13 protein-coding genes are annotated in these 16,903 nt (G+C 48.8%); 9 read left to right on the top strand and 4 right to left on the bottom strand.

Annotated elements, in window-relative coordinates; genetic code table 11:
• Positions 1-138 precede the first annotated feature (138 nt).
• Both OGV80_RS10700 and OGV80_RS10705 read right to left on the bottom strand, forming a co-directional pair.
• Positions 139-1,098 carry a YbgA family protein gene (locus OGV80_RS10700; protein ID WP_043016453.1) on the bottom strand — a complete coding sequence of 320 codons (960 nt, stop codon included), beginning with the start codon at positions 1,096-1,098 and terminating at the stop codon, positions 139-141.
• Between the two features lie 150 nt (positions 1,099-1,248).
• Positions 1,249-2,199, bottom strand: a complete 951-nt coding sequence (locus OGV80_RS10705; RefSeq protein ID WP_286514844.1) for a helix-turn-helix domain-containing GNAT family N-acetyltransferase — start codon at positions 2,197-2,199, stop codon at positions 1,249-1,251.
• Positions 2,200-2,406: 207 nt separating this feature from the next.
• Here OGV80_RS10705 and OGV80_RS10710 point away from each other — a divergent pair, with 207 nt between their 5' ends.
• From OGV80_RS10710 to trpS, 4 genes are all read left to right on the top strand, one after another.
• Positions 2,407-2,823, top strand: coding sequence for a hypothetical protein (locus tag OGV80_RS10710; protein WP_286514846.1), 417 nt, complete (start codon positions 2,407-2,409; stop codon positions 2,821-2,823).
• A 284-nt stretch (positions 2,824-3,107) separates the two neighbouring features.
• Positions 3,108-4,217, top strand: coding sequence for an AI-2E family transporter (locus tag OGV80_RS10715; RefSeq protein WP_047411496.1), 1,110 nt, complete (start codon positions 3,108-3,110; stop codon positions 4,215-4,217).
• Between the two features lie 119 nt (positions 4,218-4,336).
• Entirely contained in the window at positions 4,337-6,121 is a 1,785-nt protein-coding gene (locus OGV80_RS10720) for a diguanylate cyclase (RefSeq protein WP_200000749.1), read from the top strand.
• A 219-nt stretch (positions 6,122-6,340) separates the two neighbouring features.
• Positions 6,341-7,345: a tryptophan--tRNA ligase gene (trpS, locus tag OGV80_RS10725; RefSeq protein WP_043016457.1), complete on the top strand. Its 1,005-nt coding sequence runs from the start codon at positions 6,341-6,343 to the stop codon at positions 7,343-7,345.
• 216 nt (positions 7,346-7,561) lie between these two features.
• Here trpS and OGV80_RS10730 read toward each other — a convergent pair whose 3' ends face one another.
• Together OGV80_RS10730 and OGV80_RS10735 are read right to left on the bottom strand one after the other, a co-directional pair.
• On the bottom strand, positions 7,562-8,860 hold the full coding sequence (locus tag OGV80_RS10730; protein WP_100194428.1) for an anaerobic C4-dicarboxylate transporter: 1,299 nt from the start codon (positions 8,858-8,860) through the stop codon (positions 7,562-7,564).
• A gap of 107 nt (positions 8,861-8,967) precedes the next feature.
• On the bottom strand, positions 8,968-10,398 hold the full coding sequence (locus OGV80_RS10735; RefSeq protein WP_286514852.1) for an aspartate ammonia-lyase: 1,431 nt from the start codon (positions 10,396-10,398) through the stop codon (positions 8,968-8,970).
• A gap of 137 nt (positions 10,399-10,535) precedes the next feature.
• On the opposite strand from OGV80_RS10735, the gene OGV80_RS10740 reads away from it, so the two are divergent.
• The 5 genes from OGV80_RS10740 to fecA all read left to right on the top strand — a co-directional run bounded on the left by OGV80_RS10740 (position 10,536) and on the right by fecA (position 16,886).
• A complete protein-coding gene (locus OGV80_RS10740) occupies positions 10,536-11,474 on the top strand; it encodes a LysR family transcriptional regulator (RefSeq protein WP_286514854.1) in 939 nt (312 codons plus the stop codon).
• 343 nt (positions 11,475-11,817) lie between these two features.
• Positions 11,818-12,669, top strand: a complete 852-nt coding sequence (gene hchA / locus OGV80_RS10745; protein WP_100194430.1) for a glyoxalase III HchA — start codon at positions 11,818-11,820, stop codon at positions 12,667-12,669.
• 334 nt (positions 12,670-13,003) lie between these two features.
• The gene (gene fecI / locus OGV80_RS10750) at positions 13,004-13,525 is read left to right on the top strand and encodes a ferric citrate uptake sigma factor FecI (RefSeq protein WP_043016462.1); all 522 of its coding nucleotides are present in this window, start codon (positions 13,004-13,006) and stop codon (positions 13,523-13,525) included.
• On the top strand, positions 13,522-14,475 hold the full coding sequence (fecR, locus tag OGV80_RS10755; protein WP_286514856.1) for a ferric citrate uptake sigma factor regulator FecR: 954 nt from the start codon (positions 13,522-13,524) through the stop codon (positions 14,473-14,475). The genes fecI and fecR overlap by 4 nt, the downstream gene beginning before the upstream one ends.
• 86 nt (positions 14,476-14,561) lie before the next feature.
• Positions 14,562-16,886 (top strand): TonB-dependent Fe(3+) dicitrate receptor FecA, encoded by a 2,325-nt coding sequence (gene fecA / locus OGV80_RS10760; protein WP_087053225.1) that lies wholly within the window; start codon positions 14,562-14,564, stop codon positions 16,884-16,886.
• Positions 16,887-16,903 lie beyond the last annotated feature (17 nt).

The raw sequence follows: 16,903 nt of genomic DNA on the forward strand, positions 1-16,903 counted from the left end.
TCACGGACGACACATTTACTCGTGGATACAGGGCCGCGTTTTTTCTCATCTGCACACTGCGAGCGTTATCCCTGCGGGATCGCAAGGATAACCTTCGCAAACATGGTTATATCGGCCCCATGTTGATTCGCTATCAGGCTACTTGATCATCAACCGTAGTGCTAAATCATTCGGATAAGGATCAAAATAGTTCTGGGTAAGCAAATAGCTGTCCGGGTATTCAGCAAGATAGTGCTTGAGTAGCGTCAGTGGCGCCAGTATTGGCAGCAGCCCGCCGCTATAGTTGAGGATAACGTCACGTAACTCTCCGCGCTGGCGGGTGTTTAACCGATCGCGGAAGTAGCCCTGGATATGCATCAGTACGTTGGTGTGATTTTTCCGCGAGGCGGGCTTTTTAAGGATTGCCATGAGCTTTTCGCGATAAGCCACAAAAAAAGCGTCCAGATCATCCCACTGATGGAGCGAAGCAACGAATGGACCAATCTCCCGGTAACCTGCCTGGTGATGGGCCAGAAGCTGAAGCTTATAGCGACTGTGGAAATTGAGTAAGCCGTGACGAGTAAGACCATCGGCCCGCAGCCTATTAAGCTCATGTAACGCGAACACTCGCTCGACAAAGTTCTCCCTCAGCACTGGATCGTGCAAACGGCCATCTTCTTCGACTGGCAACCACGGGTAGCTTTCCATCAATGCGCCGGTAAACAGGCCAGTGCCCTCTTTTCGGCCACGATTTCCTTTTTCGTCATACAACCTCACTCGCTCCATACCGCAGCTTGGTGATTTAGCACAGACAATAAAACCCGACAGACCGCCAAGTCCATCGATATATGAAGCGGCGAAATCGGACATTTTATCGGTGACATCCTCACCTGGCGCATGGCTAAAACACATGCGGATATTCCCTTGTGCGGTTTGAACCAGGCGCAACGCGGGACGTGGTACTGGCAAACCGATGGACATCTCCGGGCAGACAGGTTTGAAAGTCACCCACTGAGCCAGCTCATCCATCACAAACCCCATCCGTTTATGCCCACCGTCGAAACGCACGGCTGAACCGGTTAAACATCCACTAATCCCGATGACAGGTTGAGTGTTCATAACGACCCCCTCGTTTATTGACGACCCTTTTCGGGAAAAAACATAACGGTTTCACTATTAAATCATAGCGTACGATATCTGCTGTGAGTTCAACTGATAGATGCAAGTACTCAAAAAAATCCTGGCCGCCAGGGGAAGTGGTTAGCGGTTTTAAGATGCCTTTCGAGTGAACTGTTGCTCAGTAATAGTATTACCCCATTGATCGCCTTCCCATTCTTTCGATAATTCAAATCCGAATGATTCGTACAATCGTCTTGCCGCAGTAAGTTTATTAAATGTCCACAATTGAACCGAAGAGAATCTCTGCTCATCACAAAATCTCATCGCTTCGCCAATAAGTTTTCTACCCAGTCCGCTGCCACGACACCCATCGTCAAGGATGAACCAACGCAGATGCGCCTCATTATTCCCCAGATCCTCACCGTCAATTGCAACTGAGCCGACTATGCACTCATTCACGATTGCCAGCCAAATCTGATTACATGGCTTGTCCAGGCGACCAGAAAAATCAGCAAGACCTGCGGCAACCTTCCCTTCAAAAAAACTGCCGAAGTTATGTTCTCTGGCGTAATAGCCGCCATGCATTTCAGTAATACGACCTATCATGCCGGGATGATAACCCGTGACTATTTTTACGCTGTTACGCAGGTTACCCTCGTTTCTTTCACGACAGGCTTTCAACGCGTTGGCATAGGAAGAAAGACCTTGTAATACAGCTTGCTGTGTAAACGGATCGAGCTTACCAAGTGCTGCTCCGACACGTTCGTCAGCATAAGTATTGATGCTATGTACGGTCTCCACGCCCTTCCCGGTAAGGCTTAGCCGTTTTGTCCTCGCATCTTCAGCAGAAGGAGTTTCTTTAAGCTCTCCGGCTTCAACAAGTTTAGCGAGCATGCGGCTAACGCTGGACTTCTCTAGCCCCAAGATCTGGACCAATTCAGCGGCTGTCAATGACCCATGTGTTTCAATTTCAAGCATGGCGTGAACTGCTGAAGGAGGATAGTCGGTAGCTGCCAGATTTTGGTTCATGAACCCAAGCTCTCGCACCATTAAGCGTGATGCCGCACGTATGTTTTGTATGTTACTTAGTTCAGAAATCATGAGCATTACCCTGCAACAATAGTTGCATCATACAACCATTGGTGTGAGGAATTTGTCAATCCCTTATTCTATATCCGCTTCCCGCTCGAAGTAGACCTTGCGATGCATCAGGCTGTCCGTTTCGTGCCATGAGCTGACATAACGATTCAAGTCATCAGTTTTTTATCTATTGTTAAAAGCCAGAGCCTATCTGAGAAGGAATGAAAATTGTCACGTGATATCGGCATTTACATAATTAAAGAAAAATTCCCACCAACTAATGACCTCAGAGATTCAATCATTCAGTCAGGCTTTCCCTGCGAACTGGATGATGAATTTGATCCTCTAACGTTCAGCGGCTTCTTACCATGTTCTGTTAATGGTTCACCTTCGGGCTTCGAATATATTGCACGTGAGGTGGATGGTGATGAACTTAATGAGTTAAATACTACCTTCGTACCTGACTTAGTTATTGTGTTTTCAACAGGTGGATATGAACTTGAGTGGATATCGGCTTTAGCGACAGCATGCTGTATTGCTAGTCTTGCCGGAGGACTGGTAGTGGACTACTTAACTGGCGATCAATATCTTACTAATGATGCTGTTAAATGGGCGAAATCTCAGATGTCAATTGTACGCTCCTAACTTTAGTAAATTTAAGTTGTCGTAGCCTGCTTCCGGCAATCAATTACATCTCTTTATCTGCAGTAAGACAAGTGGATGCCGCTGGACAATCATTCGCTAACAGAGTCTGCTTCTCGCTCGCAGCAGACCTTCGCTGCTGACCTTTAAAAGCCAGGAAAGAATCTTCATATGACAGGGCGTCCGCTCATGCCTTGTCATCTTTCTTCTTAATATCTGCAGCTAAAGTTGGTAATTCCTCTGAACGGTTCTATAGTCGTGACTGCTTCTCATTACAGGGTTCACTAATGCGATTTAACGGACTGACAAAAGGTTTCTTCATTTTCATACTTGCCCTCGTGACCTGGGCATTCTTCGATGTATTGTCCCCCTACTTTTCCGCCATTTTGTGGGCCGCAATCCTGACCACTATCTTTAACCCGGTGAAAAACAGACTACGCACTGCGCTTGGGGAACGTAACGGGCTGGCGTCACTGCTCACCATCGGCATCATTTGTCTGATTGTCTTTATCCCACTGATGATAATCCTCTCCTCGTTAGCTATTGAGCTGAACGTGGTATATGCCAAATTACAACAAAACGACACTCAGTTTCCCGAAGTGGTCACCGCCATTATTTCTTACCTTCCTGACTGGGCCAGAAGTTTCCTCGCAGAACATAATCTGGATAACGTCGCGCAGATTCAGAAAAAACTGTCCGACATTGTCCTGCAGGGTGGACAGTACCTCGCAGGCAGCGCGTTCCTGATTGGTAAAGGAACATTCGGCTTTGCTATTAGCTTTGGCATCATGCTGTATCTACTGTTCTTCTTACTGAAGGACGGACCGTACCTGGTGCGCCAGATTCTGGACTCATTACCGCTTTCTGATTTTGCCAAACAGCACCTGTTTGCCAAGTTCGTCGGGGTGACGCGGGCAACGGTCAAGGGCACGGCGGTAGTGGCATTGGTTCAAGGTATCCTTGGCGGCATCGCGTTTGCCATTGTTGATATCGACGGCAGCGTTCTGTGGGGCGCGCTGATGGCGTTTCTATCCCTCGTACCCGCCGTCGGCTCAGCAATCGTCTGGGTACCAGCGGCAATATTTCTCTTCGCTACGCACCAGTTGTGGCAAGGGCTGTTTATCGTAGGCTTCTTCGTGATTATCGTCGGGCTGGTGGACAATATCCTGCGCCCGCTGCTGGTGGGGAAAGACACCAAAATGCCGGACTACCTGATTCTGATTACCACCCTCGGCGGCATGGAGATCTACGGCATTAACGGCTTTGTGATTGGCCCCCTGATTGCCGCACTGTTCATCACCTGCTGGAACCTGTTTTCCGGGCGTGACCATGCAGGTAACGTGGAAGGAATCGACGAAGCCTTTATGGAAGAAGGAAAAAATCCTCCAGATTTATGATGGCAGGACGATAACAGAAGGCGGTCCTCGGACCGCCTTTTTTATTTTCACGCAAAATCATACGTTTCCTATAATTTCAATCATGCGTATTCATTAATCGTCGCAGAAGGAACTAATCAGTGCGAATTGCCACAATCACCAACTGGGCCTACAGCGCGACGGTATGTCTGACCATAGCCTCCGGCGTTGTCATGTTGATGGCCTCCAGCGCCGATAACACCGAACGCCAGGTGGTGGAGCAGCGATACCAATTCGATCAACTGACCGAAGAAGTAGAGCTCGACGCCTGGTCGCTGTCCGATCTGGCACGCGAATATGTTATTGCAAAAGATCCTGAGGCGCTTAATGCCTACCGTCAGAAAGAAGCATCGCTAAAAGCGGTGGAACAGCGGTTGTCGAAGCTAAAAGACATCGGGGCAACGGATGAAGAGCTGGCGCTGTTACATGAAGGACTACAGATTGTTGATGCCCTGCAGGATGAACAAGCTACGGCGCTTGCCAGCGTCGCGCGCGGAGAAGAGTCGCAGGCCATCGCCCTGCTGTACGGGAAAACTTATGAACAAGAACTGGAGCGCGCCCAGGATCGGATAGACCATTTCCGTCAGTTGCTCGACAACCGCGTACGCGACACCATTGAAGATGCTACCCAGGCATCGCGCACGCTACGTACGGCCTCGGAAGTGATGGTCGGGCTAACGGCACTGCTATTTTTGTTTGTCCTCGGCTTTATTTTAAAACGCCGCGTACTGCGCCCCGTTGTACGGCTGAGCGATGTGGTTAACCGTCTGGCGTCGCAGGATTACGCCGTGGAAACGCCCAGCTTTAACCAGATCGATGAAATCGGCGATATGGCGCAGGCGATCCGAATTTTTCGCGAAAACGGCCTGGTACGACAACGACTGGAGAAAGAACGAGATGCCGACTGGGCTATCCGCGAGCTGCTGGCGCGCATGACTCAACGTTTGCAGGGCTGCGAGAGTTTTGCCGATGTCATTAATGTGGCCGAGCTGTTTGCGCCAAATATTGCCCCGGGTATTGCCGGGCGGCTTTACATATTGGACCGCGAACCCTGGCAGATGCGCTGCGTTGCACAATGGCTTTCACCACAGGGCAAAGCAGACGCTTTCCACCCGGACGAGTGCTGGGCTGTGCGCCGTGGTCAGAGCCATCCCCCGGTGCAAGGCGAACCCGATATCGCCTGCTATCATCTGCCGGAGTCATGCCAGCAGCACACTTTGTGCGTGCCACTGATTGCCCAGGGTGAAGCCATTGGTCTGCTCTCATTCCAGAACCTCAGCAAAGATTCTGCTCCCTCACGGGCGTATCTGGAGCTGATGGCGGAAGCACTCGGTCTGGCGTTAGCCAACCAGCGCCTGCGCGATGCGTTGCTGGAGAAAGCGCTCTACGATCCGCTAACCGGACTGCGCAACCGTCACCATCTGGAAGATACGCTACGCACCCAAATGAGCCAGGCAGTACGTAACAAAGAGCCGATAAGCTGCCTGATGATCGATATCGACCATTTCAAAAATATTAACGACCGCTTTGGTCATGAGGCAGGCGATAGCGTGATAAAAAGTATCGCGGCGACTATTCAACGCGTTGTCCACGACAGCGGCATGGCCTTCCGCTACGGCGGCGAAGAATTTCTGGTGCTGCTGGCTAATACGGATGAACAGGCCGCTAACCGCTTTGCAACGGATATCTACAACGGCGTACGCGAACTGTCGCTGCGCTTTGGCGTCTCTGACATTGGTCACGTCGATGTCTCTATCGGCGTTGCCAGTTATCCACAGCACGCCCAGAGCGACAACTTGCTGCGCGCCGCAGATGTCGCGCTGTACCGTGCTAAAGAGTTGGGACGTTCGCGCATCGTTAGCTTTGGCATGCTGGAAGCAAACTGAGTTACGCCGGCATTATGTGCATTGCTTTACCTCTGCGCCAGGCGGTGATATGTTAACTGAATGAACATAAAACACGATATCACCGCATTTAATTACAACCAGTGGTGGCTGCCTTCTTAAAGGCGGTCAGAATGTGTTTTCCCCATTTTTAGATAACCGCCGAAAGGCGGTTATCTGCATTTAAAGACCCCTTTCGGTTTTATGATTAAGGAGTCTTACATGTACAACAAAACCATCATCCTCACTGGCGATCGTCCCACCGGCCCGCTGCATCTTGGCCACTATGTTGGGTCTCTGCGCCAGCGTGCTATTCTGCAACATGATTATCAGCAGTTTATATTGGTTGCTGACCTGCAAGGGCTAACCGATAACGGCAGCACGCCGCAAAAGATCCGGGACAATATTCCCGAAGTACTGGCCGATTACCTCGCCGCTGGTATAGACCCTTCACTCACTACCATTTGTCTGCAATCTGCACTGCCCGCCCTCGCTGAGCTGACCACTCTTTATATGAACATCGTCACCGTAGCTCGCGTGGAGCGTAATCCCACAGTCAAAAACGAAATTGCGCAGAAAGGTTTTGCCCGCTCGTTACCGGTTGGCTTTCTGGTTTATCCCATCAGTCAGGCAGCAGATATTACAGCTTTCAAAGCCGAAGTGGTTCCCGTCGGCGACGATCAGTTGCCAATGATTGAACAGACCAATGAGATCGTACATAAGATGAATAGCCTGTTACCAGCCCCCGTCTTGTCGCACTGTAAAGCGTTGCTGAGTGAAACCAGCCGCCTTCCTGGGATTGACGGTAATGCCAAAATGTCTAAATCGCTCGGTAACACATTACTCTTATCCGCCAGCGAAGAGGCTATTCATCATGCGGTCAGCGCAATGTACACCGACCCTAATCATCTAAAAGTCTCCGATCCGGGGAAAATTGACGGCAATATGGTATTCACTTACCTCGACGCTTTTCATCCGGATAAAGCGAAAGTGGCTGAGATGAAAGCGCATTATCAGCGCGGTGGACTGGGTGACCGGGCATGTAAAAACGAGCTGGAGATGTGCCTGCAAGAGCTTATCGCCCCGATGCGCGAGCGGCGGGCAACCTACATCCAGGATAAAGGCATGCTGATGGCGATGCTCAAAAAAGGAAGCGAACAGGCGCACGAAATTACGCAGCAGACATTAAGAGAAGTGAAGCAAGGTCTGGGTTTACCGGTATTCTGAGCGCTGATAACACCCTTTTCGATAAATAAAGATAGCTCCCGACGAATTACTATCGTCGGGAGTTATCAGAAGCTGACACGCAGCTTATTGGTCAAATACAGTAAAAGTTAGTTATCTTTAACCCGCTAAAATATTCTGTCATAATAAGTCTGAAGATGATGAAATATTCTGCGTTACATCCTGGCATGTCCTGAACTTGCTTAGAAATGATATTAATTAAAGAATGATTTTTGCCAGAATGAAACCGACTGGTACCGCAACCACTATAGAGATACAGCCTGGCAAAAAGAATGGATGATTAACTATCTTAGAACCATTCCATCGTTTACTTAAAAATGAACCTGTATCATCGGTTGCAATAGCAAATGCAGTTGTTGGATAAATATTAGTGAGATAAAGTGCGCTAACCGCGACAAAACTGGCCAAAATCGCATCAGCACTAATGCCAATAGAAGCAGCAATAGGCATTAATAAGGCACACGTTGCCCCCTGACTGAATAACATTGCACTGGTACAGAAAAAAACAACTGCAAGTAATCCAGGATATAAACGCAACATATCACTGGCTTGTATTTTTATCTCGTCAATGTGTGCGCCAATAAGCGTACTGCTTAACCACACAATACCTAATACCACTACTAATGATTCAGCACCAGATTTAAATATAGGTGAATTCTTCAGCTCCTTCATATCCAACTTGCATGTAAAGATAATGACCGTGGAAACAACAAACATGGTAATGATTATTAAATCGCGGGAGTTAATTTTGTGCCCAATAACTGACTTAAACATCAACATACAAACCACAAATAAAACACCCATCAGGAATATCACTACCGATGATTTAGCGCTGGCGGGAGTCTCATAGCTGACATGTTTATTTATAACGACTTTATTTTCCTGCATAACTTTCCTACAAACGGGATCATCAGCCAGTTTTTCGCCCTGTTTGCTGGCGATGAAAGCTGCAACCAACACAGCAAAAAAAGCGGTGGGGAAAACAATCAACATAGCATCAGCAAAACTGACTCCCATTACCTCTACTGTACCATACATAATTGCCGTGGCGGCAGAGATTGGTGAGGCTGTAATCCCTAACTGTGAGGCTACAACAGCAGAGCTTAATGGCTGACTGGGTCTGATGCCGTTATCTTTTGCAACTTCCTGAATCACATTCATGACAGACATGGCGGTATAACCTGTCCCGGAAAGTACTGTCAGGATAAAGGTCACAGTTGGCGCAAGAATATTAAGATAACCTGGATTATTGCGTAATAACTTCTCTGTCACAGTTACTAAATAATCCATTCCGCCAGCCTGTTGCATTGCAGAGAGCGCTACAATAGTAGACAGAATAATGAGCATAACGTCGACAGGCGGGCTCCCAACCGGAACATCAAAAATAAAAACTGCAATTGCTAATCCAACCCCACCAGCGAACCCTACGCCAATCCCTCCCCAACGGGCGGCAAGCATGATAGTCCCTAGCAATAAAGCGATATGTAAAATCACCATATATTTGACCTGTTTAAAATTATAATTCACGCAAAAGGGATGTAAAGGTAATGAATATAATTATTCATTACCTTAAGTTAAAGTGAGTTGTTTATCACATCGATTGATTACGAAATATTCATTTCCTTTTTATACCGTTTAATTACTGCTGTACTTTTTTGTGGGTCAGTCATATTCATTGGGTCAAGCAAATAATCTGCCTGTTCTGGCGTCAGCAGCTTTTCTGCTAACACGACCTGTTTTACACTGGTCTGCTGCTGATACGCAGCCTTAGCAATTCTGGACCCAACCTGATAGCCAAACAGTGTTGCGATGATGGTCGAAAGCGCCGTACTTTCCTCTGCATAACGCGTGCTCACTTCTTCGTTGATCGCTATATCCTTCAGGCAGTTATCAATAAATAAGGGTATACCTTTACTCAATAACGAGCAGGACTCAAAGAGAGCTTTCAACAATACCGGTTCCCACACGTTCAGATCCAGTTCCCCCCCCTCAACAGCCATCGTCACGGTCAGGTCATTGCCAATTACCTGATACGCAATTTGATTTATCAATTCAGGCATCACTGGATTAATTTTTCCCGGCATAATTGACGAGCCGGGTTGAACAGCAGGAACATTAATTTCATTAAAACCGGCTCTTGGTCCTGAACCCTGAATACGAAAATCAGTAGCCATTTTTGAGAGAAATGCAGCTATTTTTTTTAGCTGCGAGGAAAATTCAATATAGAAATCACCATGTTGGAGACCATCGAAGAAATCTGATTCTGGGGCATATTTATCTCCAGTAATACTTTCCAGCCACTGATAAACTGCCGGAAGATATCCTTCGTGAGTGGATAATCCTGTACCTATTGCTGTTGCTCCCAACGGTAAAAATAATGCTTCTTCGCTTACTTCCACCATTTTCGCTTTAAGTTTACTGACCTGCGTGCGATAAGCGCCAAATTGCTGGCCAAACGTCATCGGCACTGCATCTTGTAAGCAGGTTCTCCCCAACTTTACCTTGTCAGCGAACAAGCAACTTTTTTCTGACAACACGGCTTCAAGTCTTTCTAATTGAACTAACAGTTGATTTATATTCATACGGCTGGTCATTTTCATCGCCGCTGGAATGACGTCATTGGTTGACTGTCCCATATTAACGTGGGTATTCGGGTGAATCTCATCATATCCACGTTTGCCAGTCATAATCTCATTGGCACGGTTTGCGACCACTTCATTCATATTCATGTTAGTTGAAGTGCCGCCTCCCCCCTGGAATATATCAATAGGGAAATGGGCATCATAATCTCCGGCCATTACCTCCTCTGACGCTTTAACGATGGCTGATGCCTTCTGTTGATCCAAAGCACCAATTTGTCTGTTAGCCTGTGCTGCTGCCTGCTTGATTACGGCGATAGACCATAAAAAGTGTGGGATTTCTCCTGCGGTTTTTCCTGACACTGAGAAATTCAGCACCGCACGTTGTGTTTGAATACCGTAGTAAGCCTCGTCTGGCACCATTAAAGTTCCTAATAGATCCTTCTCTTCACGCATTTTTCTATCTCTTGTGTATTAAGGTTGCCAATACATTAAATTACCGATATGACAGATAGTTTGAAGTAGCTCAAAGAAAAAATACCATTTAAAAGTTAGATAGATACTATTAAAAACAGTAATAATCCGGGGTGTAAATGAAGGATATCAACTTCGACTTTAAGCAATTACAGGCATTTCTGGCCGTGATAGATACAGGCTCATTTACAGCTGCAGCCAAGAAACTTAGCGTAACCCAGTCATCAATTTCACAGCAGGTTGCGAACCTGGAACTCGCCTTAAATACTGCTCTGGTTAACCGTTCTCAACGCCCAATCCAGATGACAATAGCCGGGCAGGCTCTCTACCCACTTGGGAAAAAAATTATTGATAACGGTGTCCACCTTCAAGAACATATCAATGCTATAAGCGATGGACATATCTCACATCTGAAAATTGGTTTTGTGGATTCAATTAGTAAAACTGTTGGTTTGGATATCCTTAAGTTCCTGCAACCACAGGTGAAGCATATTTTACAGGTAACTGGCACAGCATCAGGATTGCTCCTGACGCTGAATAAGGGGGATATTAATCTGGCTGTAACGATGTTGCATACGGAAATGCCGCCCAATGTTAAAATGTACCCATTGATTGAGGAGGAATTCCTCTGTATTTGCCCAAAAGGATGGCCGGAAACAGAATTGGAAGAATTATGTAAGCAACGGAATTACATTGCTTATACCAAAAATACGCCAACAGGGATCCAGACACTCAACTGGCTGAAATGGCAGAATTTCTCCCCTTCAATTCAGTTTGAAATTGATAATGCTGATGAGATTTTAAAGCTAATTGCCTGCGGGTACGGATGGACGTTGACCACGCCGTTATTTATTACCACCTTTCCAGCTTTCTCTGACTCACTGAAGATCATTCAGATCAATAAACCCAAAGAGCGTCGCAAAATTGTTTTGTTGTGCAAGAATGATGAGCTTTCAGGATTTTATAAGAACCTGGCATCTGAGATTCGTTCAATACTGGAATTGAAACTGGAGCAGCAGTTTTACAGTCACCTGAACCTGGGTGCTAATTCTCTATAATAAATGGGTATACGTACCTGCTTGTTACCCAACCAGTAGGTATTGGCTCTGTCATGCGCCTGGTATAAGCAACAATCGCTTTCAGATGTGATCAGGATAACTATAAATACTATTATTCAGATGAAGAATATCTGAGGGCGGTCTGAATTCTCTGAAACAGCATATGAGAGAAGTTGCTTTATGGTGTGGTTCTGACTGTAGCCTATTTTTCAGTTTCGTTCATGTAGAGGCCATTCGCTGAACGCATGCTCCGGGCTGAAGTGAACGGAAGGCTTTTAATGGAAAAAACCGGCGAATTCAGACCCTGGAAAGAGAGTTAACATCAATCAACGAGGAATACGTAATGACAGATGATAAAAGTAAACACCCGAAAGTGGATCATGCTGAAGAAAACGCATTTTTCCCTTCTGACTATTCTCTGAGTCAGTTTACCAGCCCAGTATCTGACCTTAGTGACTACAACTATCCCAAACAGTACATGGGAGAGAAAAAGGTGCTGGTCATCGCTGCGGATGAGCGTTACCTGATGACTGATAGCGGGGCTCTGTTCTCAACAGGAAACCATCCTGTTGAAACGCTGATTCCAATGTATCACCTGCATGCCGCCGGTTTTGATTTTGACATTGCGACAATATCAGGTTACATGACCAAGTTCGAATACTGGGCCATGCCGCATAAGGATGAAAAAATTATGCCATTTTTCACCGGGTATAGGGCTAAGTTTCAAAATCCTGAAAAATTGTCCAATATATTGAGTAGCCTGAACGAGCAAAGTGAATATGCTGCCGTGTTTATTCCTGGTGGCCACGGCGCACTGATTGGACTGCCAGAAAGCAGCGAAGTAGCCGATACCCTTCGCTGGTTCATGAACAATGACCGCTTCGTCATATCCCTTTGCCATGGCCCTGCAGCATTCCTTTCGCTACGTAATGGCGATAACCCTCTTAAAGGCTATTCTATTTGTGCTTTCCCTGATTCAGCTGATAAGCAGACGCCTGATATAGGTTATATGCCTGGTCACCTCACATGGTATTTTGGCGAAGCGCTTAAGCAAATGGGGATGAAAATTGTTAATGAGGATATTAAAGGAAGCGTTTACAAAGATCGTAAGGTGCTCACTGGGGACAGTCCTTTTGCGGCCAATGCACTTGGTCAACTGGCAGCTAAAGAGCTCCTTTCAGTTTATGCCTCCTAATCATTGTTAGCTTAAGTGCATAATACGGAAATTGCCTATTTTTCATATAGAAGATTTAATTGATCTGGCAGCGGCAGTCACATTGACATATGTACCTGTCAGATCATATTTTTGGTGTTTTGGGCTTGTGGAAGATTTAGTGATCCTGCTTTCTGGTCGTCAGGTCAGGACGAAATAGCAGTCTCCGCTCATACTAATGAGTCTCTGAAACTATTTTTCATAAAAAACAACATATTAAAACCCTCAACGACATACAATTTATATTTCTAATTGTAATGATAACCATTCTCATATTAATATGGCCGCGTGATAATTAACTTTTGATGCATTCCGCATGTCTGACCACGCCACTACCACTGCTTCATTTACGCTCGAGTCGCTTTATGGCGCACATCACGGCTGGCTGAAAAGCTGGCTGACGCGCAAACTCCAGTCCGCCTTTGATGCAGATGACATTGCCCAGGACACTTTTCTACGGGTAATGGGCAGCGACACGCTCTCGACAATCCGCGATCCTCGCTCCTTCCTGTGCACTATCGCCAAACGAGTGATGGTCGACCTGTTCCGCCGACACGCGCTGGAGAAAGCCTACCTGGAGATGCTGGCGCTTATGCCTGAGGGGCTGGCGCCTTCGCCCGAGGTACGGGAAAGCCAGCTCGAAGCCCTGCAACTCATCGACTGCATGCTTGATGGACTAAATGGCAAAACACGCGAAGCGTTTCTGCTTTCGCAACTGGATGGTCTGACATACAGCGAGATCGCGCTAAAGCTGGGTATTTCCGTCAGCTCGGTGAAAAAGTATATGGCAAAGGCTATCGAACATTGTTTGCTGTTTCGACTGGAGCACGGCCTGTGAGCGCTTCTATCACCGATTCTCGCCGCCAGGCATTGCGATCGGCATCACACTGGTATGCCGTATTGAGCGGCGAGCGCGTCAGCCCACAGCAGGAAGCGCGCTGGCAACAATGGTATGAAGAGGACAAAGATCATCAGTGGGCATGGCAACAGGTTGAAAACCTGCGCAGCCAACTCAGCCACGTACCGGGCGATGTCGCCAGCCGGGCATTGCACGATACGCGCCTTACCCGTCGTCACGTCATGAAAGGGTTACTGTTGCTGTTGGGCGTGGGCGGCGGCTGGCAACTCTGGCAATCTGAAGCCGGTGAAGGGCTGCGCGCCGACTACCGCACCGCCAAAGGCGCGGTCAGCCATCAGCGGCTGGACGATGGCTCGCTGCTGACGCTCAACACGCAAAGCGCCGCAGATGTTCGTTTTGATACGCGACAGCGCGCTGTTCACCTCTGGTACGGTGAAATTGCCATTACCACGGCAAAAGACGCCCAGCGGCGGCCTTTCCGGGTGATGACCCGTCAGGGTCAGCTCACCGCCTTAGGCACGAAATTTACCGTCTTCCAGCAGGACAACGCCACGCGCGTCATCGTTCAACAGCACGCTGTTGAAGTCATATTGGCAAACCGTCCGCAGGAAAAACGCATCGTCAACGCTGGTGAGAGTCTGCTGTTTAGCGCGTCTGAGTTTGGTGCGATAGCTTCAGCGGATGATGACAACGCCGCCTGGACCCAGGGCGTACTGAGCTTCAGCGATAAACCGCTGGGTGAAGTGATTGCCGCGCTCGGCCGTTATCGCAACGGCGTGCTGCGTTGCGATCCGGCTGTGGCCGGACTGCGCCTGAGTGGAACTTTCCCGTTGAAAAATACTGATGCGATCCTGGATGTAATTGCCCAGACCCTTCCAGTGAAAATTCAGTCAGTTACACGATACTGGGTAAATATTTCCGCATTGTAAGAAAAATAATTCTCATTTCGATTGTCCTTTTTCCCCTTCTCGTTCGACTCATAGCTGAACACAACAAAAATGATGATGGAGAAGGTATGACGCCTTTACGCGTTTTTCGCAAAACAACACCTTTGGTTAACGCCATTCGCCTGAGCCTGCTGCCGCTGGCCGGGTTATCGTTATCCGCCTTCGCAGCACAGGTTGATATCGCTCCGGGTTCGCTCGATAAAACCCTTAACCAGTATGCCGCGCTCAGCGGAATTACCCTGTCGGTTGACGCCAGCCTGACGCGCGGTAAACAGAGTGACGGTCTTCACGGTGACTACGACGTCCAAACTGGTCTGCAACACCTGCTGAGCGGTAGCGGCCTGCAGGTGAAATCGCTGGGCAATAACAGCTGGACGCTCGAGCTTGCGCCAACCCCGCAAGAAGATGCTCTGACCGTAGTGGGCGACTGGCTGGGAGATGCGCGCGAAAACGACGTATTCGAACATGCTGGCGCACGTGACGTTATCCGCCGTGAGGATTTCGCCAAAACCGGTGCGACAACTATGCGCGAGGTGCTGAACCGCATTCCTGGCGTCACCGCCCCGGAAAACAACGGTACCGGCAGCCACGATCTGGCAATGAACTTTGGTATTCGCGGTCTGAACCCGCGCCTCGCCAGTCGATCAACCGTACTGATGGACGGTATTCCCGTGCCGTTTGCCCCTTACGGCCAGCCACAGCTTTCACTGGCACCCGTCTCGCTCGGAAATATGGACGCCATCGACGTGGTACGCGGCGGTGGAGCAGTGCGTTACGGGCCGCAGAGCGTGGGCGGCGTGGTGAACTTTGTCACCCGCGCTATTCCGCAAGACTTCGGTATCGAAGCCGGCGTGGAAGGCCAGCTCAGCCCAACGTCCTCACAGAATAATCCAAAAGAGACACACAACCTGATGATGGGCGGTACGGCAGATAACGGTTTTGGTACCGCCCTGCTATACTCCGGCACTCGCGGCAGCGACTGGCGCGAACACAGTGCGACGCGCATCGACGACCTGATGCTGAAAAGCAAATATGCGCCAAACGAAGTGCATACCTTCAACAGTCTGTTGCAATACTACGACGGTGAAGCCGACATGCCCGGTGGCCTGTCTCGCGCGGATTACAACGCCGATCGCTGGCAATCCACGCGCCCTTACGATCGCTTCTGGGGACGCCGCAAGCTGGCAAGCCTCGGCTATCAGTTCCAGCCAGACAGCCAGCATAAATTCAATATTCAGGGCTTCTACACCGAAACCCTACGCAGCGGCTACCTGGAACAGGGCAAACGCCTCACCCTTTCACCGCGTAACTACTGGGTACGTGGCATTGAACCTCGCTACAGTCAGAGCTTTATGATGGGCTCTTCCGCGCACGAAGTGGGCGTAGGTTACCGCTATGTGAGCGAGTCGACCCATGAAATGCGTTACTACACCGCCACCAGCAGCGGACAACTGCCGTCCAACGCCAGCCCTTACGATCGCGACACCCGTTCCGGCACCGAAGCGCACGCCTGGTATCTGGATGACAAAATCGACGTCGGCAACTGGACTATCACGCCGGGTATGCGCTTTGAACATATCGAGTCATATCAGAACAACGCCATCAAAGGCACACATGAGGAAGTGAGCTATAACGCCCCACTTCCGGCGCTAAACGTGCTCTATCACCTGACTGACAGCTGGAATCTTTATGCAAACACCGAAGGCTCGTTCGGCACCGTACAGTACAGCCAAATTGGCAAGGCTGTGCAAAGCGGCAATGTGGAACCGGAAAAAGCGCGAACCTGGGAGCTTGGAACCCGATATGACGATGGTGCACTGACAGCGGAAATGGGGCTGTTCCTGATTAACTTTAATAATCAGTACGATTCTAACCAGACCAACGACACCGTTACCGCACGCGGTAAAACGCGCCATACCGGGCTGGAAACCCAGGCCCGCTATGACCTCGGCACGCTGACGCCAACGCTCGACGACGTGTCGATCTACGCAAGCTATGCGTATGTGAATGCCGAGATTCGTGAGAAAGGCGATACCTACGGCAATCAGGTGCCTTTCTCGCCGAAACACAAAGGCACGTTGGGCGTGGACTATAAGCCGGGCAACTGGACCTTCAACCTGAACAGCGATTTCCAGTCCAGCCAGTTTGCGGATAACGCCAATACCGTTAAAGAGAGCGCCGACGGCAGCACCGGCCGCATCCCTGGCTTCATGCTCTGGGGCGCACGCGTAGCCTATGACTTTGGTCCGCAGATGGCAGACCTGAATCTGGCGTTCGGCGTGAAAAATATTTTCGACCAGGCGTATTTCACCCGCTCTTACGACGACAACAACAAAGGCATCTACACAGGCCAACCGCGCACGCTGTATATGCAGGGGTCGTTGAAGTTCTAAATCCCGTTTGCCCGGCC

The organism is Citrobacter sp. Ce119 (assembly GCF_030334525.1).
Classification (GTDB): domain Bacteria; phylum Pseudomonadota; class Gammaproteobacteria; order Enterobacterales; family Enterobacteriaceae; genus Citrobacter; species Citrobacter europaeus.